This window comes from Janibacter sp. A1S7 (assembly GCF_037198315.1).
Lineage (GTDB): Bacteria > Actinomycetota > Actinomycetes > Actinomycetales > Dermatophilaceae > Janibacter > Janibacter alittae.
Window position 1 is genome coordinate 2,267,112 of the sequence record NZ_CP144913.1, and the last position, 23,151, is coordinate 2,290,262.

Sequence of the window (23,151 nt, forward strand, 5' to 3'; positions counted from 1 at the left end):
GTCTCAGGTGACTTCAAGCCCCGACCACGGGCTCGCCGCAGCGCGGGGGTGACTCCCCGACGAGGTTCTCAGAGCCCCAGGTCGCGGCCGATGAGCTCCTTCATGATCTCGTTCGTGCCGGCCCAGATCTTGTGGACGCGGGCGTCCTTCCACGCGCGGGCGACACGGTACTCGTTCATGAAGCCGTAGCCCCCGTGGAGCTGGACGCACTCGTCGAGCACGTCGCACTGGATCTCACCGGCCCACCACTTCGCCTTGGCGGCGTCGACCGCGGTGAGCGTTCCCTCGGAGTGCGCGACCACGCAGGCGTCGATGTAGGCCTCGGAGACCTCGATCTTGGTGACCAGCTCGGCGATCTTGAACTTGTTGTGCTGGAAGGTCCCGATCGGCTGGCCGAAGGCCTTGCGCTCCTTGGTGTACTCGATCGTCTCCTCGAGGATCTGGCGCGCATTGGCGATGTTGCCGACCGCATTGCCCAGGCGCTCCTGCGGCAGCTTCTGCATCATCGAGATGAAGCCCATGCCCTCGGGACCGAGCAGACGGTCGCCGGAGACCCGGACGTTGTCGAAGAACAGCTCCGAGGTGTCCGACTCGGGCTGGCCCACCTTGTCCAGCGGCTTGCCCTTGGTGAAGCCCGCGTCCTCCTTCTCCAGGACGAACAGCGAGATGCCCTTGGCCCCCTTGGCCGGGTCCGTGCGCACGGCGACGACGGCGAGGTCGCACTGGTAGCCGTTGGTGATGAAGGTCTTGGAGCCGTTGATGATCCAGTCGCCGGAGCCGTCGTCGGCCTTGACCGCCGTGCTCTTCAGGGCGGCGAGGTCCGAGCCGCCGGACGGCTCGGTCATGCCGATGGACAGGATCTTCTCACCGGTGACCACCTCGGGCAGCCACCGCTGCTTCTGCTCCGGCGTGCCCAGCGCGACGATGTACGGCGCGGTGATGTCGGAGTGGATGCCGAAGCAGGACGACGTCGCGGCGTTGAACTTCGCCAGCTCCTCGCCGAGGACGGCGTTGAATCGGTAGTCGTCGATGCCGGCACCGCCGTACTCCTCCGGGATGGTCAGCCCGAAGAAGCCCTGCCTGCCGGCCTCCAGCCACACCTCACGAGGAATGGTGTGCTCGGCGATCATCGTCTCGGCTCGGGGGACGAGCGTGCGCTCGACGAACTCCCGGACGGAGGAACGGAAGGACTCGTGGTCCTCCTCGTAGATGTTGCGGGGCATGAGCCCACCTCTCTGGCACTGACGTGCCGAAACTTGTGCTAAGCGCTTGCTTAGTCTTACTCCGGGCGGGCATGCTGTCAAACGTGACGGCGCCGACACCATCCCTGCCCGCGCACGACAACCCAACGGTCGTGCGCCTCTTCGAGGCGGCCGCCGACGCCTTCGCGGACAAGGGCTTCCACGCCACGACGACCCGCGACATCGCCTCGCGCGCCGGGCTGTCCCCCGCCGGGGTCTACGTGCACTTCGCGAGCAAGGAGGACCTGCTCTTCCAGCTCAGCCGGGTCGGACACGAGGGAGCGCGCGATGCCCTCGCGGCCGCTGCCGGTGAGGCGGGCTCTCCCACCGACGCCCTGCAGGAGGTCATCTCGGCCTTCGCCCGATGGCATGCCCAGCAGTACCAGGTCGCGCGGATCGTCCAGTACGAGTTCCGCCACCTCTCACCGGAGCACCAGCGTGAGGTCCTCACCCTGCGGCGGGAGATCGACGGCGTCGTCGAGGGGATCATCACCGATGGCGTCTCGTCCGGGGAGTTCAGCGTCGAGGACACCCGGGTCACGGCCCTGGCGGCACTGTCCCTGGTCGTGGACGTCGCGCGCTGGTACCACCCCGGGGTCAGGCGCACCCCGCAGGACATCGGCGCCGACTACGGGCGGCTCGTGCTGCGGCTCGTGGGGGCGTGATGACTCTGCCCCGCGTCGTCATCGCCGGCGGGTCCGGGTCCCTCGGGCGGCTGCTCGCGGCACGGCTCGTCGAACGCGGCCATGACGTGCGCGTCCTGACTCGCCGGGTGGACCCACGGCTGCCCTTCGGGCAGACCGTCTGGGACGGACGCACCCTCGGAGCCTGGACCGAGGCACTCAGCACGCCGGACCAGGCGGGCGTCGCCCTGGTCAACCTCGCCGGCACGCTCGTCGACGTGCGCCCGACTCCGACGAACATCGCCGAGCTGCGCCGCTCCCGCGTCGACTCCACCCGGGCGCTCGTCGCGGCCTCTCGCCAGCTCGAGCGTCCGCTCGTGGCGTGGGTGCAGGGTTCCACGACCGCGATCTGGTCCGACACCGCAGAGGAGCGCGTCACCGAGTCCACAGCCCTGCCTGACCCGGGTCTGCCGCAGATGACCGGCGTGGCCAGGCCCTGGGAGGAGGCGACCAACGGGGCGCAGGCCGACCGCCTCGTGCTGCTGCGCACCTCGATCGTGCTCGACCGGCACGCTCCTGCGCTGCGGATCCTCGCGCGGCTGACGCGCGCAGGCCTCGGCGGGCGGGTGGGCTCCGGCCGGCAGTGGTTCAGCTGGATCCATCACGAGGACTGGGTACGGGTGGCCATCGCCGCGCTCGGTCTCGATCCGCAGGTGAGCTTCCCCGACGGGCCTCTCGTTGCGGCGGCGCCCCACCCCCTTCGCAATGCCGACCTGATGGCCGCCCTGCGACGCCATCTGCGCAGACCCCCCGCACCGCCGACTCCCGCACCGCTGCTGCGCCTGGGCGCGCTCGCGCTGCGGAGCGACCCGGCCCTCGCACTCACCGGTCGGCACTGCACGTCGGCGCTCCTGGCGGACGCCGGGTTCATCTTCGAGCACCCGGACATCGACTCCGCCCTGACCCAGATCTACGGCTGATCCCGTCCGCTGTCACTCGACGGAGACGGCGAAGGGGGTGAGCAGCCCGAGCGCTCCGGTCCGGTCGACCCGGAGGCCCTCGACCCGGGTCTCACGCACGTCGATGACGTAGTCGCGCGCGCCGCGCAGGTCGGCGCCGCGCAGGTCGGCGCGCACGAAGCGGGCGCCGGCCAGCGAGCAGTCCTCGACCACGACGTCCGTCAGGGTCGCTCCGTCGAAGTCCGCGTCGGCGAGGACGCACCGTTCGAAGCGCGACCCGGCGAGGTCAAGGCCGCTGAAGCTGCCCATCGACAGCTGGCAGTCGAGCCACCCCGACGGCTCCGGCGAGATCACGGGCGCGCGCATCGTCGACCACGAGGTGGCCAGCGCCTTGCACCCGGTGAAGGTGCACGCGTCGATGACGCAGTCGGGCAAGGAGACCCGGGAGAGATCCACCCGCTCGACGGTGCAGCGCTCGAAGTGGACCCCGGCGAGGGTGGCTCCGGCCCAGCTCGCATCGCGCAGCGTGCACCCGACGAGCTCGACACCAGCGAGGCGCTCACCGTCGCCGAGATCTCCGGTGAGCACCTCGTCGACGACGCTCGAGCGGCCGTCGATCTGCTCGACCAAGGACCGCATGGACACTCAGTCGCGGGTGAGGCGGCGGTAGGTCACGCGGTGCGGCCGCGCGGCGTCCTCACCGAGGCGCTCGATCTTGTTGGCCTCGTAGCCCTCGAAGTTGCCCTCGAACCAGTACCACTTGGCCGGGTCGGCCTCGGTGCCCTCGTAGGCGAGGATGTGCGTCGCGACGCGGTCGAGGAACCACCGGTCGTGGGAGATGACCACGGCACAGCCCGGGAACTCGAGCAGGGCGTTCTCCAGCGAGCCGAGGGTCTCGACGTCCAGGTCATTGGTCGGCTCGTCGAGCAGCAGCACGTTGCCGCCCTGCTTGAGGGTCAACGCGAGGTTGAGGCGGTTGCGCTCACCACCGGAGAGCACACCGGCCTTCTTCTGCTGGTCGGGCCCCTTGAAGCCGAACTGGCTGACGTAGGCGCGCGAGGGGATCTCGACATTGCCGACCTGGATGAAGTCGAGCCCGTCGGAGACGACCTCCCAGACGTTCTTCTCCGGATCGATGCCCGCGCGGCTCTGGTCGACGTAGGACAGCTGGACCGAGTCACCGATGTCGACGGTGCCGGCGTCCGGCTCCTCGATGCCCACGATGGTCTTGAAGAGCGTGGTCTTGCCGACGCCGTTCGGGCCGATGATGCCGACGATGCCGTTGCGCGGCAGGCTGAAGGACAGGTCCTCGATGAGCACCCGCTCGTCGAAGCCCTTCTTCAGGCCCTCGACCTCGATGACCTTGCTGCCCAGACGCGGGCCCGGCGGGATCTGGATCTCCTCGAAGTCCAGCTTCTTGGTGCGCTCGGCCTCAGCGGCCATCTCCTCGTAACGCGCCAGACGCGACTTGGACTTCGTCTGCCGGGCCTTGGCGTTGGAGCGAACCCACTCGAGCTCGGACTGCAGACGCTTGGCGAGCTTCTGGTCCTTCTTGCCCTGGACCTGCAGACGCTCCTGCTTCTTCTCCAGGTAGGTGGAGTAGTTGCCCTCGTAGGGGTAGAGCCGACCGCGGTCGACCTCGGCGATCCACTGGGCGACGTTGTCCATGAAGTACCGGTCGTGCGTGACGGCGAGGACGGCGCCGGGGTAGTTCGCGAGGTGCTGCTCGAGCCACAGCACCGACTCGGCGTCCAGGTGGTTGGTGGGCTCGTCGAGGAGCAGCAGATCGGGCTTCTGCAGAAGGAGCTTGCACAGTGCGACACGGCGGCGCTCACCTCCGGAGAGGTGGGTGACCGGCTCGTTCGGCGGCGGGCAGCGCAGCGCGTCCATCGCCTGCTCGAGCTGGGAGTCCAGGTCCCACGCGTCGGCGTGGTCGATGTCCTCCTGGAGCTTGCCCATCTCCTCCATGAGCGCGTCGAAGTCCGCGTCGGGGTCGGCCATCTCCTCGGAGATCTCGTTGTAGCGGTCGAGCTTGGCCTTGATCTCGCCGGCGCCCTCCTCGACGTTGCCGAGGACGGTCTTCTCCTCGTTCAGCGGCGGCTCCTGCAGCAGGATGCCCACCGTGGCCCCCGGCTTGAGGCTCGCCTCGCCGTTGCTCGGCTGGTCGAGCCCGGCCATGATCTTCAGGATGGTCGACTTGCCGGCCCCGTTGGGCCCAACCATCCCGATCTTGGCTCCGGGGTAGAAGGACATCGAGACGTCATCGAGGATGACCTTCTCGTTGTGCGCCTTGCGCGCACGAACCATGGTGTAGATGTAGTCGGCCATGGGGGCAGGCTATCCACTCCTGCCTCCATGCCCGAATCGCGCCGCACCTCACGCAGGCAGTGCTTCCGTCTCCTCCGGCTCCTCGGACGAGGTCCCCGCGACGGTCCGGGACTCCCCCGTCTCCTCGGTCATCTCCCTCACCCCGGTCGGCACCGGGGGCAGCCCCCAGCTCTGGGCATCGCCCTCCTCGAGCCGCTCCTTCATCCGGGTGTACCCGCCCTCACCGGCCGCCTCCTTGGCAGGATCGCTGCCACGGCCCGACTTCGCGTACGCGGTCGTGCCGAAGGTCAGGTCGTGACCGACGCTGTAGGCGTCGATGTCGGCAGACGAGCCCCACGACTCGTCGGCCCGCTGGAAGTCGTTGATCGTCAGGCGGCCGCGGACGACGACCGGGTCACCCTTGTGCAGCGAGGTGTGCGAGTTCATGCCCAGCGACCGGTAGGTCGCGACGTTGTAGTAGCTCGTCGGGCCGTCGACGAAGACGCCCTCGCGATTGCGGCGACGAGCATTGGTGGCCAGCCGGAAGGTCGTGAACTGCACCCCTGCCCGGGTGGTGCGGTGCTCGGGGTCGGCGACGAGGCGCCCGGCGACGGTCAGCTCGGTCTCATTCATCACGTGGTCCTCTCTCCCGCCCACCTCGGCCGGTGGGCTCGTGGGAACCACCCTCGCGAGCCGGCGGAGACCGGACCATGCCTCGTGCGTGGCTGTGGACCGCGCCGGAGGATCAGGCGACCTTGTGGATCCTCAGCCGAGGACGCGGCGCAGGTCCGAGCGGGTGTCCGCGTGCTCGGCAAGCACCCGGTGCACCGGCTCCACGACGTGCTCGTCCGCCACCCGCCCGATGGACTCCCGCAGTCGCCCCCTGATCACGGCAGCGCGCCTGCGGGCTCCGACTCGGGCCAGCCACCGCGACAGGGCGGCGAGGAGCACACCGGCGAGCAACCCACCGACGAGCAGCAGAAAGGGGGTGGCGAAGGGGCCGACGTCGAGGGTCGGGATCTCGGGCAGCTGCAGCCACCCGGCCGCCCCGATCACGACGAGCCAGACCAGACCGACCACCGCGGCCAGGGCGAAGACGACCTGCAGCACCCCGAAGATCGGCCACCACATCGGCGTGCGCGCCCGCAGGGAGGTCGTGAGGACGGCCTGGTCGAGGGTGTCGGCGAGGTCGTGCTCGCCCGGTCGGGCGGCGTCGGCGACGGCATCCGCCCATCGGGTCGGAAGTCCCTCTCCCGCGCTGGTCCCGATGCGTCGTGCGGCGAGGTCGACCGCCGCCCGGGCAGCCGGTGCGGGTGGCGGGATCGAGGAGCGGCCCAGCACGGCACGCATGTCCTGCTCGGTGATCTCCGGCGCGTGCGCATCGTCATGGCCGAGTCGCAGCCGTTTCAACGGGGCCGGCCGGAAGGTTCGGACCCACCGGGTGAACGGCCAGCCCGTGCGCGCCCACGACTCGAGGCGGTAGTCACGGGCAACGGCATCCACGACGGTCGGGACGCCGGCGCTGCGGCACAAGGCGTCGATGAGCTCGTCGCGAGCGCGATCGGAGACTCCCTCCTGCGTGTCCGCGACGGAGTCGCCCAGGCCGTCGACCGCGGTACGCAGGTCGGCGGCCAGCCGGTACCGGACGGCGTCAGCGTGCTCCACGGCGCTCTGCAGGTGGGTACGCAACCCCTCGATCCCGGCTCCGGAGACGGTCGAGGTGCCGATGACCTCGTGGTGCTCCAGTCCGTCGCGCTCGAGCAACCGCGTGAGGTCGGCGGTGATCTGCTCCTGCCCACCCGGCGGCAGGCGGTCGACCTGGTTGAGGACGACGAGGGTGACCGCGCCGTACTCGCGCAGCACCCTGACGTAGTCGTCGTGCAGGACGGCGTCCGCGTACTTCTGCGGGTCCGTGACCCAGACGAAGACGTCGACGAGCTGCAGGACCCGGCGTGCCTCCAGCCGGTGCGACTCCTCGCGGGAGTCGAAGTCGGGCAGGTCGACGAGCACGAGACCGGCCAAGCCGCCGTCGTCGGACGTCGCGACCTGGTGGCGGGCGCCGACGGAGAGCCAGTCGAGCAGCTCGCCGGCCGGCTCGTCACCCCACACGGCAGCCGTCGGGGTGGAGGTCGTGGGGCGGCGCAGACCGACCGTGGCGGCCTCGGCGCCGGTCAGGGCGTTGAACAGGGAGGACTTGCCGGACCCGGTCGCCCCGGCAAGCGCGACCACGGTGTGTCCGCCCACGAGCGCGGACCGCTGGGAGACCTTCCCGACGACCTCACGTGCGTAAGCGGCGGGGCCGGGCTCGAGGCGCGCGCCCGCGGTGGCCAGGGCGCGGGCCAGCGCGTCGGCCCGGGCGGAGATCTCCTCCGCCGCGAGCGCGGAGGCATCCTTCCGGCGAAGGGAGGGCAGCGGACTCATCGCAGCCCCTCCTCGACGGCGGTGACGGCCTTCTGCAGGCGGCGGATCTGTGCCTCGCTGGCGGTCAGCTCACCCGTCACCTCGGTGTAGCGCCCGCGCTCTGCCGTGAAGAGGTCGTCGACGCGCTCGAGGAGCAGCGTGCGGGCCTTCGTGGCCATCTCACGCACGGCCTGGTCGCCGAAGATCGCCTCCAGCACCTTCTGCGCCAGGGCGGTGGTTCCGCCGGCGATCGCGACCTCGGGGGCGACGAGCACACCACCGGTGTGGGCAAAGGAGACGAGCATGAGGAACAGTCCGATGCCGTTGACGCCGTAGGCGGCGACCCTCGCGTTGGTGCGGCGGTTGCCCCCCTCTGACCGGACGATGTCGAGGACGTCATCCTGCCAGTTGCGCACCAGTCGCTCGACGTCCTCCTCGAGGCCCCGCGACGACCGGGCCAGCCCGGGGTGCTCATCGAGGACGACGGGGCCGGCCTCCGTGCCACGCCAGGTGCGCGCGATCGTCGCCGCCGCCGTGTCGGCCTCTGCCAACAGGAGGGCGGTGACGCCGGTCTGCAGTGCCTCGTCGAGCTCGGCGGTCGGCTCCGGGCCCCGCACGGAGGCGGTGACGCGGTCGCGGATCCTGGCGACCCCCTTCTCCACCTTGCGGAAGAACTCACCGGTGCCGACGAACTCCTGCCACCGGGCCAGGACCTCGCCACGCAGGAGTTGTCCGTCCTCCATCCCCTCGGTGACGCTCTCCTCGGCCCGGTCGTACGCGTCGTAGGCGACCTTGGCCAGAGCGCCGACCTCCTCGCGCTGGGCTCGGGTGGCAGCCACGAGTACGTCGAGCCGGCCCTCGAGGGAGTGCAGGGCACCCTCGAGCGTCTGACGGATGATGATGCTGCGGGCCCTCTGGTCACGGGCGAGCGCGGTGAGCCAACCGCGCACCCGAGCGATGTCCGCCTCCGGGACGAATCCCCGGGCGTCGAGGTCGGCCTCGGGCACGGTGAAGACCGGCGCGGTGCCCATCCCCTGCTCACGCAGCATCTCGACCAAGTGGGAACGCACCTCCTCCATCCCCGGGCGGTCGACGCGGTCCAGGACGAGCGCCACGGCGGTCCCCCGGTCACCTGCCTGGCGCAGCAGTCGCCACGGGATCGCGTCGGCGTAGCGCGCCGCCGTCGTGACGAAGAGCCACAGGTCGGCGGCTGCCAGCAGCTGGGAAGCCATCTCGCGGTTGGCCGACACGACGGAGTCGATGTCCGGCGCGTCGAGGATGGCCATCCCGACCGGGAGGTCCTGCGAGGCGACCAGGCGCACGGTGCCCGGCTGGGGCTCGGCATCGCCCCCGGTGACGCGGGCGAGCGAAGGGAGGATCCGCCCGTCGCGAAACCACGGCTCGTCATCGGGGTGGTGGATGAGGACGGGGCTGGTCGTCGTCGGTCGCAGCACGCCCGAGCGTGAGACCTCGCGGCGCAGGATGGAGTTGATCAGCGTCGACTTGCCGGCACCGGTCGATCCGCCGACGACGGCGAGCAGGGGCGCGTCGATCGACGACAGCCGCGGGATGACGTAGTCGTCGAGCTGGTCGAGGAGCGCGGCACGCTCCCGGCGCGCCTGGCGGGTGGACGCCAGGTCGAGGCGGAGGTCACTGCGCTCGACCTCGTCACGGAGCTCCGAGACCCGCGCGAGCATGTCGTCGAGGCCGACCTGCCCTGCCGTCGTGTCCGCCATGCGCCCACCTTATCCAGCACGGTGCGTCCCCCCGGAATCCGCTGCGCGCCTTCGGACGCGGGTGTCGGGGACCGAAGGTGTCAGGATCAGGAGCATGGCACCGACAAAGGCACTGCTGGTGGGAGCCGGCCATGCGCACCTTCACCTGATCAGGCACGCCGACGAGCTGACTGCCGCAGGGTACGAGGTCCGTCTCCTGGCACCGCGGTACCTCGACTACAGCGCGGTCGCCTCGGCGACGGCCGTCGGGGATCTGCCTCGTGGCGCGGGGCGGGTCGATGTGCGGGCCCTCGCCGTCGCTGGTGTGGACTTCCACGAGAGCACACTGGCCTCTCTCGATCCGCAGCGGCGGGTCGCCACCGGCGCGGATGGTGCCCGCTTCGACTATGACGTGCTCTCCCTCAACATCGGCAGCGTCGTCGCGCCACGCGGCATGCGGGTTCATCCGAGCGTCGTGCGGGTGAAACCCGTGGCCGCGCTGCTGGAGCTGGGCGCCCGACTGGCGGCGTCGCCCCGCTCTGCGGCCACCGTCACCGTCGTGGGCGGGGGCGCCACCGGTATCGAGCTGGCTGCCCACCTGGCGGTCCGGTGGGGCGTGGGACGGGTCCACCTCGTCGAGGCCGGCCCCGTCATCGGGGCGGACCTGCCGTCCGGCGCCCGCCACCGGGTGCTGCACCTCCTCGAGCGGCGGGGTGTGGCCCTCCACACCGGATCTGCCGTTCACGAGGTCGGCGAGCGAGGTCTGGTCTGTGGTGACGGGCGGGAGCTGGCACACGACGTCGCGGTCCTGGCCACAGGCCTGTCGGCGCCTCCCGTGCTCGACGCTCCGGGACTGGCAGACGAGCGCGGCGTCCCCCTCCAGCACACGCACCGGGACGGGATCTACGCCGCGGGAGACTGCGCTCGCTTCCTCCCCCACCCGCTGCCCCGGCTCGGAGTACACGGAGTGCGTCAGGGGCCGGTGCTGCACCACAGCCTGCTGGCACGGATCCATGGCCGCGAGCTGCCGGAGTACAGGCCACGACGTCGTCCGCTGTCGATCCTCGACCTCGGTGGCGGCGTGGGGCTCGCCGTCCGGGGACGCTGGTGGTGGTACGGCGCCGGCGCACTCCGGCTCAAGCGCCGCATCGATGACCGGTGGCTGACGGCCCATCGACGATGATGACCACGGCCGAGCAACACCGGTTCGACAGACCGGGAAGGAATGCGACTCTGCAGCGGGTTACCCAGTCGTGAGTGACTTCCAGCCCCAGGACAGCGCGCCTCGGAAGGCCCGCTTCCGGGAGTGGGTGGAGCCCGAGATCGAGATCCTCCTGCGGGTGGCGCAATCCATCACCGCGAACCCGGCCGATGCCGAGGACCTCGTCCAGGAGACCCTGCTGCGCGCGTACCGGGCGGTCGACCGTTTCGACGGTCGGCATCCACGGGCGTGGCTGCTGACGATCCTGCGTCACACGAACGCCAACATGCACCGTCGTCGACGGCCGGGCACCATCGGGGACTGGGAGCTCGTCCACGCCGCACAGCCGGCCTTCGGACGCTCGCAACTGCCCAGCGCCGAGGACGACGTCGTCGACCAGTGGCTGCACGAGGACCTGGCCGCCGCCATCCGCGCGCTCGACCCCCGCTTCCGGGCAACGCTCATCCTCGTCGACGTCCACGATCTCAGCTATGCCGAGACCGCCGCGATCCTGGGCACCCCCGTCGGCACGGTGATGTCACGTCTGAGCCGGGCGCGCCAGCGCGTGCGCAGGTCACTGAAGTCGAGTCCACTCGTTCGAGGAGGCCTGTCATGACAGGGACCCTGCGGCAGATGCTGACCTGTCACTGGTCCGCGCGCCGCATCCAGCGCTATCTCGATGCTGATCCCGCCGCCCCGCTCACGCCCGGGGAGATCTCGCGCCTGGAAGGGCACCTGGCCACCTGCGCACGGTGCACCCGGGTCGTCACCGAGCACCGTGCGCTGCACCGCGCGTTGTCCGTGTGGTCGGGCGGGATGAACGTCGACCCCCGGTCGGTCCAACGCATCCGGGACTTCTTGTCCACGATCAACACGGAGGACCACGCATGAGCACCGACCGCACCGGTACCGCACCCGCCGAGGACGATCCGTGGGACCTGCTCGTCGTGGGCGGTGGCACGGCCGGGATCGTCGGCGCGAAGACTGCCGCGCGTCTGGGTGCCCGCGTGCTCCTGGTGGAGCAGGAGCGCACCGGAGGAGACTGCCTGTGGACGGGCTGCGTCCCGTCCAAGGCACTCCTGGCGGCCGCGTCCGTCGCCGCCACGGCCCGCACCGCACAGCGGTTCGGCGTCGACGTGGGCGAGGTCCGCGTCGATTTCGCGCAGGTGATGGAACACGTGCGTGCGGCGATCCACCACATCGCCCCCGTCGACTCCGTCGAGGCACTGGAGAAGTCCTCGGTGGTGGTCAGGCAGGGCACGGCCCGTTTCACCGGAAGGAACTCTGCGGACATCGACGGGGCGAGTGTGGCCTTTCGCCAGGCCCTGGTGGCCACCGGCGCCGCCCCGGCGATCCCGGGCATCGCCGGCCTTGCCGACGTGGAGCACCTGACGAGCGAGACCGTCTGGGATCTGGATGAGCTCCCGGCCGACTTGGTGGTCCTCGGCGGCGGGAGCATCGGCTGCGAGCTGGGTCAGGCGTTCGCCCGTCTGGGCAGCCGGGTCTCCGTGGTCGAGGGTGCGTCCGGGATCCTTCCGCGGGAGGATCCTGCAGCCGCCGAGGCACTCGCTCGCGCCCTCGTCGGCGACGGGGTGGAGCTGCACACCGGGTCCGGCGTCGAGGTGGTCGAACCCACCGGCGGAGGGTCCGGGATCCTGCATCTCGGCAGCGGACGCAAGGTCCCCTTCACCCGTCTCCTCGTGGCCGTCGGACGAGCCCCCCGCACCAGCGACCTCGGGTTGGACGCTGCGGGGGTCGAGGTCGATGGGCACGGCTTCGTCGTCGTCGACGACCTCCTGCGCACCACCAATCACCACATCTGGGCCGCCGGGGACCTGACCGGTCATCCCCAGTTCACCCACACCGCCGGTGCGCACGCGAGCATGGCTACCTCGAACGCGGTCCTGGGGGTCCGCCGCAAGGTCAACCTGACTGCGGTGCCGAGGGTGACCTTCACCGATCCAGAGGTTGCCGCCGTCGGTCTCTCGACCGACACCCCTGCGGCCGGTCTGCGCCGCGTCGCCTGGTCCCACGACCACGTCGACCGAGCCGTGGCCGAGGGCTCGGTCGACGGCGTTTCCCGGCTCGTGGTCGACCGGCGCGGTCGCGTCCTCGGTGCCACCGTGGTCGGCCCGCGGGCGGGCGAGACCGTGGGTGAGCTGACCCTGGCGATCACCCGCGGGCTGACCACACGCGATCTCGCCGGGGTGACCCACCCTTATCCCACGTACAACGACGGGCCCTGGAATGCCGCGGTCTCCGACGTGCTGGACCAGCTCGCGCGACCCACCGCCCGCCGCGCCGTCGGGGTGCTCGCGCGGGCTCGTCGCTGGTGGGTGCAGCGGGCGGCCTGAACCGGGCCACGGCGACCGGAGACCCGTGCTCTCACCCCAGATCACGGAAGCCGCCCACGATGCGCTGGGCGGCACTGACCCCGACGACCACGGCCCACACCGTGGCGATGGTGCCGGCGTACGCCGGCAGGATCAGCCACAGCGCGTGCACGGCGATGGTCTCGGCGCCCTCGGCGAGACCCCCGAGGAAGCTGAGCGAGCGCCCGTCGTCGCGTTGACGCCCGGTCCGCTCAGCGATGGACGAGAAGGCCAAGAAGGCCGCGCCGTTGATGTAGTAGGCGAAGAGAACCAAGAGGAATGGCAACCAATCGACGTCGAACTGGCCGGTCGCGCCGATGGCCACTCCGATGACGGTGGCGCCGTACACCACGAAGTCAGCCGTGATGTCGAGGAAGCCACCGGCCTGCGAGGGTGGGCCCACCTGCGGGCGATCGGGGGCGGCCGCGTGACGCCGCCGCGCAAGGGGGCCGTCCAGACCATCCATCAGACGGGAGAACAACCACAGTCCCAACGCCCACCACCACAGGTGTCCGGCAGCGGTGACCGCACTGGCCAGACCGGTGGCCAGACCGAGCAGGGTCAGCCCGTTCGGGCTCACTCCCGGACGGTCGACGAGCCCGGCCACCCCGGACAAGGGCCGGTCCAGCAGTCGTCGGGCGGCTGCATCAAACACCGGCCCGCTCCTGCCCGACCGGCTCGACGGGCGCGTTGAACCGTCGTGCCCACCAGCCTCCTGCCGCGATGAGCAGGACCAACGCGGAGAGGGCAGCGCCCAGACCCCACGGGTCGGAGCCGTAGGCACCCAGGGCCGCGTAGGCCAAGCAGCCGGGAACCATCCCGACGGCGCTCCCCAGCACGTAGTGACGGACCCTGACCCCGGTGAGCCCGGCGGCGTAGTTGATGACGTCGAAGGGGACGAGGGGCACCAGCCGAACCAGCAGGACCGCCGACAACCCGTGGGCACTCAGGAGGGCATCGACCCGCTCGACCCGGCCACGTGTGAGCCGGTCCACCGCCTCCCGGCCGAGCGCCCTGCCCAGGCCGAAGGAGATGACGGCGCCGACCAGCGCGCCGGCCAGGGAGAGCGCGGCCCCGGACCACAGACCGAAGAGGGCTCCACCCGCTATCGTCAGCAAGGCCTTGGGGCTGGGAACCAGCGCCAGGACGACGTAGAGCGCGAAGAAGATCACAGGTCCCCAGGCACCGGCCGACGCGACCTGTGACCTGATGGCCGCGATGTCCGGGGTTCCCAGTACGAGCGCAAGGAGGACGAGGCCGAGCAGGATGACAACCAGCACCACGGCCTTGACCCGCGCGATGTTCCCCATGGGTGGTCCTGACTCGTGATGAACGGGTGTGCTACCCCGGGAAGTCCCCGAGCACCTCGAAGTGTTCCCGATGTGACGTGTTCCCTGCTCCGGAGGTCCGATGTACCCACGCCGTGCTCGACTGCTCTTGTCGGCCGCGCTGCTCGCCCTCGTGGTCTCCGCCTGCGCCGCGCCGGACGCCCCGGGCGGATCCACGTCGGGGAGCCGATCCTGGACGCAGATCCTGCAGCAGGCCGAGGGACAGACCGTCGACCTGTGGATGTACGGCGGGGACCCACAGGGCAATGCCTACGTCGACGACGCACTCGCGCCCGCCGCCGCCGAACTCGGTGTGACCCTCAGACGAGTCCCGGTGGCCGATACCACGGACGCCATCACCCGCATCCTGGCCGAGCGTCAGGCCGGCGAGGAGGACGGCACGGTGGATCTGGTCTGGGTCAACGGGGACAACTTCGCGACCGGCAAGCAGGCCGACGCCTGGCGCTGCGGCTGGTCCTCCGAGTTGCCGAACATGACATTCGTGGCCGAGAACGATGCCTTGGTCACCCGCGACTTCGGGACCGAGGTCGACGGGTGTGAGGCACCGTGGCACAAGGCCCAGTTCACCCTGGTCTACGACTCCGCCCGGGTCGCGGAACCTCCGACGACGCTGTCCGGCGTCCTGCAGTGGGCACAGGACCACCCGGGACGGTTCACCTACCCGGCCCCTCCCGACTTCACCGGTTCGGTCTTCCTGCGGCAGGCGCTCTACAGCATCTCGGGCGGCGTCGACGCGGTCCCCGCGCGATTCGATCAGGACGCCTTCGACGACCTCGCACCGACGCTGTACGAGACGTTGGCGGACGCGGCCCCGTCCCTGTGGCGCCAGGGCCGGACCTACCCGCGTGACTCGGTGGCCCTGGATCGGCTCTACGCGGACGGCCAGGTGGACATGACGATGACCTACGGTCCTGCCACGTTGACCAAGCTCGTCGAGGACGGCACCTTCCCGGAGAGCACCCGGGTGCTCCCCCTGGACGAGGGGACGATCGGCAACGCGAGCTTCCTGGCCATGCCGGCCACGGCGGGCGACGTCGAGGGTGCGATGGCGGTGGCCAACCTGGCGCTCTCGCCCGAGCAACAGGCGATCAAGGCCGATCCGGGTACGTGGGGTCAGTTCACCGTGCTCGACACGGATCTGCTGAACCCGTCCGACCGGGAACGGTTCGAGGACCTGCCCACCTCCCACGTCGTGCCGCCCTACGACGTCCTGGCACGAAATGCCCTGCCCGAGCTGGGGTCGGCCTGGGTGGCCGAGCTCGATGACGGCTGGCGTCGGGCGGTCCTCGGGGCCGGGTCATGACCGGCCGTGGCTCCGGGGCGCGGCTCGTGACGCCTGCCGTGGTCCTGGTCGTGGCGGTGACCGGTACGGCGCTCGTCGCCGTCCTCGCCACCAGCCTGGGGCTGTTGCCCCTCGTCGGCCGGCCCCGCCTGAGCGTGGACGGCTTCAGCGGTGTGGCGGGCGACCTGCGCGGTGCGGCGCAGGAGTCGCTCGTGACGGCCGTCGCCGCCACGGTGCTCGCCGCGATCATCGGCCTGACCATCGCCACGATCGTCGTGCGCGCCGGGCGCGGTGTCCGCCTCGTCATCGGGTGTGCCGTCGTGGCCCTGACCGTGCCGCACCTCGTCGGTGCGGCAGCCACTGGGCTGCTGCTCTCCGACGTGGGTCTGGCCCAGCGCTGGTCCGGGGTCCCGGCCTCCTCGTGGCCCGACCTGGTCGGGGGACGGTGGCCGTGGGCCACCGTGCTGGAGCTGGCGTGGAAGGAGTCGGCTTTCGTCGCCCTGGTGGTGGTCGCCTCCATCGGGCGCCCCTACGCGCAGTTGCGCGAAGCGGCGGCGGTCCTCGGCGCGACCCCGAGGGCGCAGTGGCAGCGGGTCCTGCTCCCCCTGGCCGCTCCGGCCCTCACTGCCTCCTCGCTCATCGTCTTCCTCTACTCACTCGGCACCTACGAGGTCGCGCGACTCCTCGGGCGTGCCTACCCCGAGCCGCTGCCGGTCATGGCCTATCGACTGTTCACCGACATCGACGTCACCGCGCGACCCCAGGCTGCGGCCACTGCGGTCGTCGCGACGGTGGTGGCGTTGACGGCCACCGGGATCACGCTGCCGATCCTGCGTCGGCTCGGGGCCGAACGATGAGACTTCGGCCAGCCAACCACCGCGCGCCCAGCCGGTTGCGCCGCGCGACGGTCACGGCCGTGCTCGTGCTCTGGCTGGTCATTCCCCTCGTCCCGCTGGTGATGTGGACCGGGGCCGCGCGCTGGTCGGGTACGGCTCGGGCACCGCAGGATCTCGGGCTGGACGCGTGGCACGAGGCGTTGGATGCAGGGGCCCTGACCGCCCTGGGCCGCTCCATGCTGCTGGGGGCTGTCGTGGCGCTGATCGCGACACCTCTCGGTGCCCTGGCGGGGCGGGCACTGGGATGGCGACTGCTGCGCAGGCCCATCCCCCCTTCGCTCGTGCTGCTCGGGCCGGTGGCCCTGGCCCCCTTCGCCGTCGCCATGGGGTTGGACGTCGTCATCCTTCGGCTGGGCATCCCCGGAGAAGTCGCCGTGCTGCTCGTCCTGAGCGTGTTCGCACTGCCGTACACCACGTTCACCCTGCGGGCGACCTACCAGTCCCTGGACCCGGCGCTGGAGGAGCAGGCCCGTGTCCTCGGCGCCACCCCGGCCGGGGCTCGACGGCGCGTCACGCTCCCGGCCGCCACCAACGGACTGGTCACCGCGGCGGGCCTGGCCTTCCTCGTCGGGTGGAGCGACTACGCCGTCACCCTGCTCATCGGGGGCGGCCAGATCATCACCGCACCCATGCTCATCGGCTCCGCGGCCGCCGGCTCGGGCAACGACGCCCTCACGGCGACCCTGGCCGTCCTGGCCAGCGTGCCACCGCTGGCCGCGCTCGCCGTCTACGCCACCGTGGTTGCCCGCACCACGGCGAAGGGGAACCGATGACGCTCGCACTGCGTCTGTCCGCCATCACCCACCGGCACCCGGGCACGACCGGGGCGACCCTGTCCGACGTCGGGCTCGACGTGCGAGCGGGCCAGATGGTCGCCGTCCTCGGCCCTTCCGGATCCGGCAAGACCACGCTGCTGAGGGTCGCAGCCGGTCTGGAGTCCCCCGAGTCCGGTGAGGTCCTCCTCGACGGGGTGGACGTGTCCGACGTGCCACCCGAGCGACGTGACCTGACCATGATGTTCCAGAAGCCGCACCTCTTCCCCCACCTGAACGTTGTGGACAACGTCGCCTTCGCCGACCGGCTGCGCAGCCGGGACCGCGCATCCAGTCGGGTCGCCGCACAGCGCTACCTCGACCTCGTCCACCTCGGGGACCTCGGCCGCCGTCGACCGCGGCAGCTGTCCGGTGGACAGGAACAGCGTGTCTCCCTGGCGCGGGCCCTCGCCGCACAGCGCCGGGTGATGCTCCTGGACGAACCCTTCAGCAGTCTGGACACCGGTTTGCGTACCTCGATGCACCGGCTGCTGGATGAGGTCCGCGCCACCCTGGAGCCCACGATCGTCATGGTGACCCACGACCTGGCCGAGGCCGAGCTCGCGGACCGTGTTGCCGTGCTCGTCGAGGGACGCATCCAGCAGTTCGACGTCCTCGGGGCGTTGTACACGGCGCCGCGCACACTCGCGGTCGCCCGACTGGTCGGTGGCTTCAACGAGGTGGCCGGCCGGGTCGACGGGGGCGTCCACCACTCGAGCCTGGGGTCCTTTTTCCTGCCCGGCGAGGTCGAGTCCACGGGCGCCTCGATCCTGGTGGTGCGCAAGGAGAGGCTGGAGCTGGCCCCCCTCGGCTCCCCCGGGTCGCTCACCGGTCTGGTCGTGCAGGTCCGCCAGTCCGGCGCCCATCAGGACGTGGTCGTGGCACTCGAGCAGCACGGCGTCGCAGCAGGACCCCGGGTCACGATCGAGGCACGGCTGGGCTCGGACCGCCGCCCGGGCGACCGCACCGGGGTCCGCATGCCCGGGGCGGACGGACTCTGGGCGGTCCCCGATCCGGCGAGGACCGGATCGGGGACGCCACCGCCGGAGCCACGGCTGCGTGACCGGGCCTCCCTGGGCAGCGCATGATGCTCCAGCACACGACCTCGGTGGTCGACCGCGCCCCCGGCGAGACTCGAACTCGCGACCTCGGGATTAGAAAGCCCTTGCTCTGTCCAGCTGAGCTACGGAGGCACGCCCACGACCGCGGTGGACCACGATCAGGGCGGGTTCAGTGTAGTGAGCCACCCCCGACCTGACATGATCGGGACCATGTCCGCGAGAGTCATCGTGCGTGAGGCGGAGGTCGGCGACGGCACTGCCGACCTCGCACTGCTCGACGACGGCGAGCGAGCCCGGGCCGGGCGCAAGCGCGACGCAGCCCCCTTCGTCACCGGCCACGCCCTCGTGCGCCGCACGCTGGGCGACCTGCTCGGCAGGGACCCCGCGAGCCTGTCCTTCGAGCGCCGGTGCACCACCTGCCGCAGCGAGCTGCACGGCAAGCCCAGCCTCGTCGACGCGCCCGGGTGGCACTTCTCGCTCTCCTACACCTCGTCGCTGGCCGTCGTGGCCGTCGCGGAGGGGACCGACGTCGGGGTCGACACCGAGGACCTCACGGATGCGGACTTCGAGGGTTTTGCGGACGCCACGCTGGCACGCGAGGAGATCCGTGGCTTCGAGGGGCTGGACGGGTGTGACCTCCTCATCGCCCGGGCCCGGGTCTGGGCCCGCAAGGAGGCCATCCTCAAGGCGACCGGCCACGGTCTGGTCGTCGACCCCTCCGAGGTCCTCGTCTCCAGCCCGCTCGATCCGCCGGAGCTGCTCGCCTGGCGCGCCGAGGAGCCCGCACCTCCGGCGGTGTCCCTGGTCGACCTCGACCTCACGACTGCCAACCACCGCGCGGCCGTCGCCGGCCTCACCGACCAGCCGCTCGAGATCCTCGGCACCTGATCAGGCGATGCCGGCGAACTCGCGTCGTCGGGCGGTCATCGAGTCGAGCAGCACCCGCTCCCGGTGCAGCGTCTGCGCGTCCACGGGGTGTTGGTGCATCCGTCGACGAAGCAGGGCCAGCTCCGAGGCGCAGTCCTGGAAGCTGCGCATGGACGTCGTCCCGACGCTCCCGCGGTGCTGCTTCGCCCACGAGCGCGCCTGTCGCCGGGCCTTCATCGACGAGAGCATCCCCACCTCGTCACTCGAGATCCACCCGGTCGCGGCGTACGGCATGAGGAACTCCCCGATGATCCGGCCCTCACGGCGTCGCGCCCACATGACGAAGGTCAGGAAGGCGACGAAGGTGACGAACCCGCCGGCCAGGCCCAGGAGCAGTCCGACGCCGGTGCCCGAGGCGGACAGGTTCCACAGCCCGTGCAGCAGCACGGCGGCGCACCACCCGAGGACGGGCGCGAGGACCTTCGTGGACCGTGAGTGCGAGACGGCGGCCAGGCCGACACCGATCCCGGTCATCGTCGTGAACATCGGGTGCAGGAACGGGCTGACGATCCCGCGCATGACGAAGGTCATGGCGAACCCACCGAGGCCGTGCTCGATCGCCGCACCGGCGAAGTACTGGATGTTCTCGGTGAACGCGAAGCCCGCGGCGACGACGCCTGCGTAGACGATGCCGTCGGTCAGTCCGTTGAACTCGTGACGCATGAACCACCACATGACGAGCAGGAAGAGACCCTTGAAGGTCTCCTCCGTGAACGGCGCGATGAGCACGGCGGTGAGCATGGTGGCCGACTCCTCGTCGGTGACACCCATCAGGAAGGCACCGCCGAGCGAGTTGACGACGATCGCCAGCGCCGTCGACCCGAGCGCTCCGTAGAGGAAGGCGGTCACGAGGTAGCGCCACGGCTCGGCCTCGAAGCGATCGAGCCACAGGAAGAGCGGCAGCACCACCGTCAACGGCAGCAGTGCCGCGAGGAGTCCCATGGCCGTCCACACCACGCCGAAGCTGTAGCCGTAGAGCAGGGCGAAGAGGGAGGCGAGCACCAGGGAGACGGCGACGATGAGGCCGCCCAGCAGCCACCTGCGCAGCGTCGGTCGGGGTGTCGGGTTCATCTGCGCCTGGGCCGCGACGTACTGCGGGCTGTACTGCTGGTACTGCAGCCACGCCGGCTGCTCGTTCGGCGGCAGGGCGGGGTGCCCGGGCCGAGGTGGAGATGAACTCATCCCCATACGCTAATCGAGCACGGGAGCAACGGACGCGACGATCAGATCCCGGTCGGTGTGGCTGACCGTCGGGGGTCGATAGGGTGATCGGCGTGACTGCACCAACCCACACCTCGTCCGAACGCATCGTCTGGATCGACTGCGAGATGACCGGCCTCTCCCTCGAGCACGATGCGCTCATCGAGGTCGCCGCGCTGGTCACCGACTACGAGCTGGAGCAGGTGGGTGAGGGCATCGACGTCGTCATCCGCCCGCCCGAGGCCGCCCTGACGCAGATGAACGACTTCGTGCGCGACATGCACATCACCTCCGGGCTCCTCGACGTCCTCGCCGAGGGCATGTCATTGGCCGACGCCGAGGAGGCCGTGCTCGCGCACATCAAGCAGATCGTGCCCGAGGCCGGCAAGGCCCCCCTCGGCGGGAACAGCGTCGCGACGGACCGCACCTTCCTGCAACGGGACATGCCCGACCTCGAGGGACACCTCCACTACCGGATGATCGACGTCTCCTCCATCAAGGAGCTCGCCCGTCGCTGGTACCCCCGCTCCTACTTCGCCTCACCGAAGAAGAACGGCGGCCACCGGGCCCTCGCCGACATCACCGAGTCGATCGCCGAGCTGCGGTACTACCGCGAAGCCGTCTTCCTGCCCCAGCCCGGCCTCGAGACGGCGGAGCTGAAGAAGATCTCGGCGAAGCACCAGGTCGGCTGACCCACCGACACGAGGAGGCCCCCGGACGATCTCGTCCGGGGGCCTCCTGCCGTGGGGTGAGTAACGGGACTTGAACCCGCGACCCTCGCGACCACAACGCGATGCTCTACCAGCTGAGCTATACCCACCATGCGCCCTGTCTTGGGCAGCGCGGACCATCGTACCTGCTCCGAAGCCGTGGTCATGACCACCCTGCCTCCAACGAGTTGCCGGCTCGATCAGGCACGATGGTCGGGTGACGACTTCCGCAAGCCCACAGCCCCCCTTCGCCCGCGTCCTGGGTGCGCTCCTCGCCCTGGCGGCCCTCATGGCCACCATGGTCCTCGCCGCCACCCCGGCGGACGCCCACGCCCGCCTGGAGGGCTCGAGCCCGCAGGACGGCGCCACGCTCGCCGCGGTCCCGCCCGAGATCATGCTGCGGTTCAACGAGCCCATCCAGGAGGGCCTGAACCAAGTCACCGTGAAGTCCGGCTCGACCGACGTCACCAAGGGTGACCCCCAGGTCGACGGCAGCAACGTCTACCAGCCGGTGGAGTACACGATGGATCCCGGCGAGTACACGGTCACGTACAAGGTCGTCAGCGCCGACGGTCACCCCGTGAGCGGATCCTTCACCTTCACCTACGCGCCCCCGGAGGGCGACGGCAAGGTCGAGCAGGACTCGCAGGCCACCCCCTTCTCCCCGTCGGAGAGCTCCTCGCCCACCACGCAGCCGAGCGAGACCACCGAGCCGAGCGAGTCCCCCAGCCCGAGCGAGACCACCGGTGGGGACGAGGGCGACTCGACTCCCGGCGAGAGTTCCACGAGCAGCGGCGAGTCCACGACGGCCCAGGACGACGCGAGCGTCGAGGACGCCGACGAGACGGCCCAGGAGAGCACCTCACCGTGGTGGTGGGCCCTCGCCGCGGGTGCACTCGTCGTGGTCATCGGTGGGCTCGTGATGCTGGTCCGTGGGCGCCGCGACTCAGAGGACGACGAGTCCCCCCGCGACTGACCCGTTCGACGCACGAAGGCCCCGGAGGGATCTCCGGGGCCTTCGTCATGTGGTGCGCCAACAGGGACTTGAACCCCGAACCCGCTGATTAAGAGTCAGCTGCTCTGCCGATTGAGCTATTGGCGCGCGAGGAGAGACATTAGCAGCATGCGGGGGTGTGGGCGAAATCGGCTGCCACGAGCCGATGCCGGGGATGGCGAAGGGGGTCGGTCCGGCCGGACCGACCCCCTTCGCCTCGTGCGTCCTGGCTCACCATGAGCGCTTTTCGCGCTGGCGCTCCCACTTCTTGCGCTTGCGGTTGCCCGAGACGATCTTCAGCACGACGACCGCGCCCACAGCCGCCGCGGCCATGGCCACACGATCCATGCGCAGCTCGCCGGAGTCGGTCCTGATCGCCTTGTCGAAGGACGCCTTCGCCGCCTCCTTCTGACGGGCGATGACGTTCTTGGGCGCGGCCCGCACGCTCAGCTCGTCGATCGTCTGGGCCAGTCGGTCACGGGTGGTGACGATGTCGTTCTCGAGCTTGGTGATGCTCGGGGTGTCGTTGCTCACGTGGTGTTCCGTCCTTACTCGATGCCGAGGTCGCGGCGGATGCGGGCAACGTGGCCCGTCGCCTTGACGTTGTAACGGGCGTGGGTGACCACACCGTCTTCTCCGACGACGACCGTCGAGCGAATGACTCCCTCGACGACCTTGCCGTACAACTTCTTCTCACCATATGCGCCCCACGCCGTCATCACGGACTTGTCGGCGTCGGAGAGCAGTGTGATCGTCAGCCCATCGCGCTCACGGAACCTCGCGAGCTTCTCGGGCTCGTCCGGGGAGATGCCCACGACCTCGGTGTCGACGGCGCGCAGTGCCTCCAGGGAGTCGCTGAAGTCGCAGGCCTGTGCGGTGCAGCCCGGCGTCATCGCCGCCGGGTAGAAGTAGACGATGACCCGCTTGCCGCGGAAGTCGCTCAACGACACGTCCGTGCCGGTGTCATCAGGGAGGGTGAAGTCCGGAGCGGGATCGCCCGGGGTGAGTCGCTCGCCCACGAATGCCTCGCAATCTGCCTGCGCGTCGGTGCCGGAGGACGTGATCAAACCTATCCCAGCGCAGCACCTCCCGGGCAGCCCGG

The 23,151-nt window shown here is 70.5% G+C and carries 24 protein-coding genes and 3 tRNA genes; 13 read left to right on the forward strand and 14 right to left on the reverse strand.

Annotated features, from left to right (window positions below):
- Nucleotides 1-68 precede the first annotated feature (68 nt).
- Complete coding sequence (locus V1351_RS10875) at nucleotides 69-1,223, reverse strand: acyl-CoA dehydrogenase family protein (protein WP_338748174.1); 1,155 nt, start codon at nucleotides 1,221-1,223, stop codon at nucleotides 69-71.
- Between the two features lie 83 nt (nucleotides 1,224-1,306).
- Here V1351_RS10875 and V1351_RS10880 point away from each other — a divergent pair, with 83 nt between their 5' ends.
- Together V1351_RS10880 and V1351_RS10885 are read left to right on the forward strand one after the other, a co-directional pair.
- Nucleotides 1,307-1,906 (forward strand): TetR/AcrR family transcriptional regulator, encoded by a 600-nt coding sequence (locus V1351_RS10880; protein WP_338748175.1) that lies wholly within the window; start codon nucleotides 1,307-1,309, stop codon nucleotides 1,904-1,906.
- Nucleotides 1,906-2,844, forward strand: a complete 939-nt coding sequence (locus tag V1351_RS10885) for a DUF1731 domain-containing protein (RefSeq protein ID WP_338752522.1) — start codon at nucleotides 1,906-1,908, stop codon at nucleotides 2,842-2,844. Before V1351_RS10880 ends, V1351_RS10885 begins: the two co-directional genes overlap by 1 nt.
- Nucleotides 2,845-2,856: 12 nt before the next feature.
- Here the strand turns inward: V1351_RS10885 and V1351_RS10890 are convergent, their stop codons facing one another.
- The 5 genes from V1351_RS10890 to V1351_RS10910 form a co-directional block, all read right to left on the reverse strand.
- A complete protein-coding gene (locus tag V1351_RS10890; RefSeq protein WP_338748176.1) occupies nucleotides 2,857-3,462 on the reverse strand; it encodes a pentapeptide repeat-containing protein in 606 nt (201 codons plus the stop codon).
- A 6-nt stretch (nucleotides 3,463-3,468) separates the two neighbouring features.
- Entirely contained in the window at nucleotides 3,469-5,151 is a 1,683-nt protein-coding gene (ettA, locus tag V1351_RS10895; protein ID WP_338748177.1) for an energy-dependent translational throttle protein EttA, read from the reverse strand.
- 48 nt (nucleotides 5,152-5,199) lie between these two features.
- Nucleotides 5,200-5,763: a single-stranded DNA-binding protein gene (locus V1351_RS10900; RefSeq protein ID WP_338752523.1), complete on the reverse strand. Its 564-nt coding sequence runs from the start codon at nucleotides 5,761-5,763 to the stop codon at nucleotides 5,200-5,202.
- Between the two features lie 132 nt (nucleotides 5,764-5,895).
- The gene (locus V1351_RS10905) at nucleotides 5,896-7,551 is read right to left on the reverse strand and encodes a GTPase family protein (protein ID WP_338748178.1); all 1,656 of its coding nucleotides are present in this window, start codon (nucleotides 7,549-7,551) and stop codon (nucleotides 5,896-5,898) included.
- Complete coding sequence (locus V1351_RS10910; protein WP_338748179.1) at nucleotides 7,548-9,266, reverse strand: ABC transporter; 1,719 nt, start codon at nucleotides 9,264-9,266, stop codon at nucleotides 7,548-7,550. Before V1351_RS10910 ends, V1351_RS10905 begins: the two co-directional genes overlap by 4 nt.
- A 94-nt stretch (nucleotides 9,267-9,360) precedes the next feature.
- On the opposite strand from V1351_RS10910, the gene V1351_RS10915 reads away from it, so the two are divergent.
- The 4 genes from V1351_RS10915 to V1351_RS10930 all read left to right on the forward strand — a co-directional run bounded on the left by V1351_RS10915 (nucleotide 9,361) and on the right by V1351_RS10930 (nucleotide 12,800).
- Complete coding sequence (locus V1351_RS10915; protein ID WP_338748180.1) at nucleotides 9,361-10,428, forward strand: NAD(P)/FAD-dependent oxidoreductase; 1,068 nt, start codon at nucleotides 9,361-9,363, stop codon at nucleotides 10,426-10,428.
- A 70-nt stretch (nucleotides 10,429-10,498) separates the two neighbouring features.
- The gene (locus tag V1351_RS10920; RefSeq protein ID WP_338748181.1) at nucleotides 10,499-11,062 is read left to right on the forward strand and encodes an RNA polymerase sigma factor; all 564 of its coding nucleotides are present in this window, start codon (nucleotides 10,499-10,501) and stop codon (nucleotides 11,060-11,062) included.
- Nucleotides 11,059-11,337, forward strand: coding sequence for a zf-HC2 domain-containing protein (locus tag V1351_RS10925; RefSeq protein ID WP_338748182.1), 279 nt, complete (start codon nucleotides 11,059-11,061; stop codon nucleotides 11,335-11,337). The genes V1351_RS10920 and V1351_RS10925 overlap by 4 nt, the downstream gene beginning before the upstream one ends.
- Complete coding sequence (locus V1351_RS10930; protein WP_338748183.1) at nucleotides 11,334-12,800, forward strand: dihydrolipoyl dehydrogenase family protein; 1,467 nt, start codon at nucleotides 11,334-11,336, stop codon at nucleotides 12,798-12,800. Before V1351_RS10925 ends, V1351_RS10930 begins: the two co-directional genes overlap by 4 nt.
- A gap of 31 nt (nucleotides 12,801-12,831) precedes the next feature.
- Here the strand turns inward: V1351_RS10930 and V1351_RS10935 are convergent, their stop codons facing one another.
- Together V1351_RS10935 and V1351_RS10940 are read right to left on the reverse strand one after the other, a co-directional pair.
- Nucleotides 12,832-13,473, reverse strand: coding sequence for a CDP-alcohol phosphatidyltransferase family protein (locus V1351_RS10935; protein WP_338748184.1), 642 nt, complete (start codon nucleotides 13,471-13,473; stop codon nucleotides 12,832-12,834).
- Entirely contained in the window at nucleotides 13,466-14,128 is a 663-nt protein-coding gene (locus V1351_RS10940) for a TVP38/TMEM64 family protein (RefSeq protein ID WP_338748185.1), read from the reverse strand. Before V1351_RS10940 ends, V1351_RS10935 begins: the two co-directional genes overlap by 8 nt.
- Before the next feature lie 100 nt (nucleotides 14,129-14,228).
- Between V1351_RS10940 and V1351_RS10945 the strand changes: the two genes are divergently transcribed.
- From V1351_RS10945 to V1351_RS10960, 4 genes are read left to right on the forward strand one after another with little or no spacing between them, the layout of a single operon-like run.
- Entirely contained in the window at nucleotides 14,229-15,470 is a 1,242-nt protein-coding gene (locus V1351_RS10945; RefSeq protein WP_338748186.1) for an ABC transporter substrate-binding protein, read from the forward strand.
- Nucleotides 15,467-16,306 (forward strand): ABC transporter permease subunit, encoded by an 840-nt coding sequence (locus V1351_RS10950; protein WP_338748187.1) that lies wholly within the window; start codon nucleotides 15,467-15,469, stop codon nucleotides 16,304-16,306. Before V1351_RS10945 ends, V1351_RS10950 begins: the two co-directional genes overlap by 4 nt.
- A complete protein-coding gene (locus V1351_RS10955) occupies nucleotides 16,303-17,118 on the forward strand; it encodes an ABC transporter permease (RefSeq protein ID WP_338748188.1) in 816 nt (271 codons plus the stop codon). The genes V1351_RS10950 and V1351_RS10955 overlap by 4 nt, the downstream gene beginning before the upstream one ends.
- Nucleotides 17,115-18,245: an ABC transporter ATP-binding protein gene (locus tag V1351_RS10960; RefSeq protein ID WP_338748189.1), complete on the forward strand. Its 1,131-nt coding sequence runs from the start codon at nucleotides 17,115-17,117 to the stop codon at nucleotides 18,243-18,245. The genes V1351_RS10955 and V1351_RS10960 overlap by 4 nt, the downstream gene beginning before the upstream one ends.
- A 31-nt stretch (nucleotides 18,246-18,276) precedes the next feature.
- Here the strand turns inward: V1351_RS10960 and V1351_RS10965 are convergent.
- Nucleotides 18,277-18,350 (reverse strand) — tRNA-Arg (locus V1351_RS10965).
- 78 nt (nucleotides 18,351-18,428) lie between these two features.
- Here V1351_RS10965 and V1351_RS10970 point away from each other — a divergent pair.
- Nucleotides 18,429-19,106, forward strand: coding sequence for a 4'-phosphopantetheinyl transferase family protein (locus V1351_RS10970; protein ID WP_338748190.1), 678 nt, complete (start codon nucleotides 18,429-18,431; stop codon nucleotides 19,104-19,106).
- Here V1351_RS10970 and V1351_RS10975 read toward each other — a convergent pair whose 3' ends face one another.
- A complete protein-coding gene (locus V1351_RS10975; RefSeq protein ID WP_338748191.1) occupies nucleotides 19,107-20,327 on the reverse strand; it encodes a PrsW family intramembrane metalloprotease in 1,221 nt (406 codons plus the stop codon).
- Between the two features lie 83 nt (nucleotides 20,328-20,410).
- Between V1351_RS10975 and orn the strand changes: the two genes are divergently transcribed.
- The gene (gene orn / locus V1351_RS10980; RefSeq protein WP_338748192.1) at nucleotides 20,411-21,037 is read left to right on the forward strand and encodes an oligoribonuclease; all 627 of its coding nucleotides are present in this window, start codon (nucleotides 20,411-20,413) and stop codon (nucleotides 21,035-21,037) included.
- Between the two features lie 52 nt (nucleotides 21,038-21,089).
- Here the strand turns inward: orn and V1351_RS10985 are convergent.
- Nucleotides 21,090-21,165, reverse strand: a tRNA-His gene (locus V1351_RS10985).
- Nucleotides 21,166-21,272: 107 nt separating this feature from the next.
- Here V1351_RS10985 and V1351_RS10990 point away from each other — a divergent pair.
- Nucleotides 21,273-22,031 (forward strand): copper resistance CopC family protein, encoded by a 759-nt coding sequence (locus tag V1351_RS10990; RefSeq protein ID WP_338748193.1) that lies wholly within the window; start codon nucleotides 21,273-21,275, stop codon nucleotides 22,029-22,031.
- 50 nt (nucleotides 22,032-22,081) lie between these two features.
- On the opposite strand, the gene V1351_RS10995 is transcribed toward V1351_RS10990, so the two are convergent.
- The 3 genes from V1351_RS10995 to bcp all read right to left on the reverse strand — a co-directional run bounded on the left by V1351_RS10995 (nucleotide 22,082) and on the right by bcp (nucleotide 23,068).
- Nucleotides 22,082-22,157: transfer RNA gene (locus V1351_RS10995), tRNA-Lys, on the reverse strand.
- A 123-nt stretch (nucleotides 22,158-22,280) separates the two neighbouring features.
- Complete coding sequence (locus V1351_RS11000; protein ID WP_338748194.1) at nucleotides 22,281-22,583, reverse strand: DUF3618 domain-containing protein; 303 nt, start codon at nucleotides 22,581-22,583, stop codon at nucleotides 22,281-22,283.
- A 14-nt stretch (nucleotides 22,584-22,597) separates the two neighbouring features.
- Entirely contained in the window at nucleotides 22,598-23,068 is a 471-nt protein-coding gene (gene bcp / locus V1351_RS11005; protein WP_338748195.1) for a thioredoxin-dependent thiol peroxidase, read from the reverse strand.
- Nucleotides 23,069-23,151 lie beyond the last annotated feature (83 nt).

Bases quoted from the DNA above. Each gene is read 5' to 3' on its own strand.
- V1351_RS10875 (WP_338748174.1), bottom strand. From the start codon at position 1,223: ATGCCCCGCAACATCTACGAGGAGGACCACGAGTCCTTCCGTTCCTCC.
- V1351_RS10885 (WP_338752522.1), top strand. From the start codon at position 1,906: ATGACTCTGCCCCGCGTCGTCATCGCCGGCGGGTCCGGGTCCCTCGGG.
- V1351_RS10890 (WP_338748176.1), bottom strand. From the start codon at position 3,462: ATGCGGTCCTTGGTCGAGCAGATCGACGGCCGCTCGAGCGTCGTCGAC.
- ettA (WP_338748177.1), bottom strand. From the start codon at position 5,151: ATGGCCGACTACATCTACACCATGGTTCGTGCGCGCAAGGCGCACAAC.
- V1351_RS10900 (WP_338752523.1), bottom strand. From the start codon at position 5,763: ATGAATGAGACCGAGCTGACCGTCGCCGGGCGCCTCGTCGCCGACCCC.
- V1351_RS10905 (WP_338748178.1), bottom strand. From the start codon at position 7,551: ATGAGTCCGCTGCCCTCCCTTCGCCGGAAGGATGCCTCCGCGCTCGCG.
- V1351_RS10910 (WP_338748179.1), bottom strand. From the start codon at position 9,266: ATGGCGGACACGACGGCAGGGCAGGTCGGCCTCGACGACATGCTCGCG.
- V1351_RS10915 (WP_338748180.1), top strand. From the start codon at position 9,361: ATGGCACCGACAAAGGCACTGCTGGTGGGAGCCGGCCATGCGCACCTT.
- V1351_RS10925 (WP_338748182.1), top strand. From the start codon at position 11,059: ATGACAGGGACCCTGCGGCAGATGCTGACCTGTCACTGGTCCGCGCGC.
- V1351_RS10930 (WP_338748183.1), top strand. From the start codon at position 11,334: ATGAGCACCGACCGCACCGGTACCGCACCCGCCGAGGACGATCCGTGG.
- V1351_RS10940 (WP_338748185.1), bottom strand. From the start codon at position 14,128: ATGGGGAACATCGCGCGGGTCAAGGCCGTGGTGCTGGTTGTCATCCTG.
- V1351_RS10945 (WP_338748186.1), top strand. From the start codon at position 14,229: ATGTACCCACGCCGTGCTCGACTGCTCTTGTCGGCCGCGCTGCTCGCC.
- V1351_RS10950 (WP_338748187.1), top strand. From the start codon at position 15,467: ATGACCGGCCGTGGCTCCGGGGCGCGGCTCGTGACGCCTGCCGTGGTC.
- V1351_RS10955 (WP_338748188.1), top strand. From the start codon at position 16,303: ATGAGACTTCGGCCAGCCAACCACCGCGCGCCCAGCCGGTTGCGCCGC.
- V1351_RS10960 (WP_338748189.1), top strand. From the start codon at position 17,115: ATGACGCTCGCACTGCGTCTGTCCGCCATCACCCACCGGCACCCGGGC.
- V1351_RS10970 (WP_338748190.1), top strand. From the start codon at position 18,429: ATGTCCGCGAGAGTCATCGTGCGTGAGGCGGAGGTCGGCGACGGCACT.
- V1351_RS10975 (WP_338748191.1), bottom strand. From the start codon at position 20,327: ATGAGTTCATCTCCACCTCGGCCCGGGCACCCCGCCCTGCCGCCGAAC.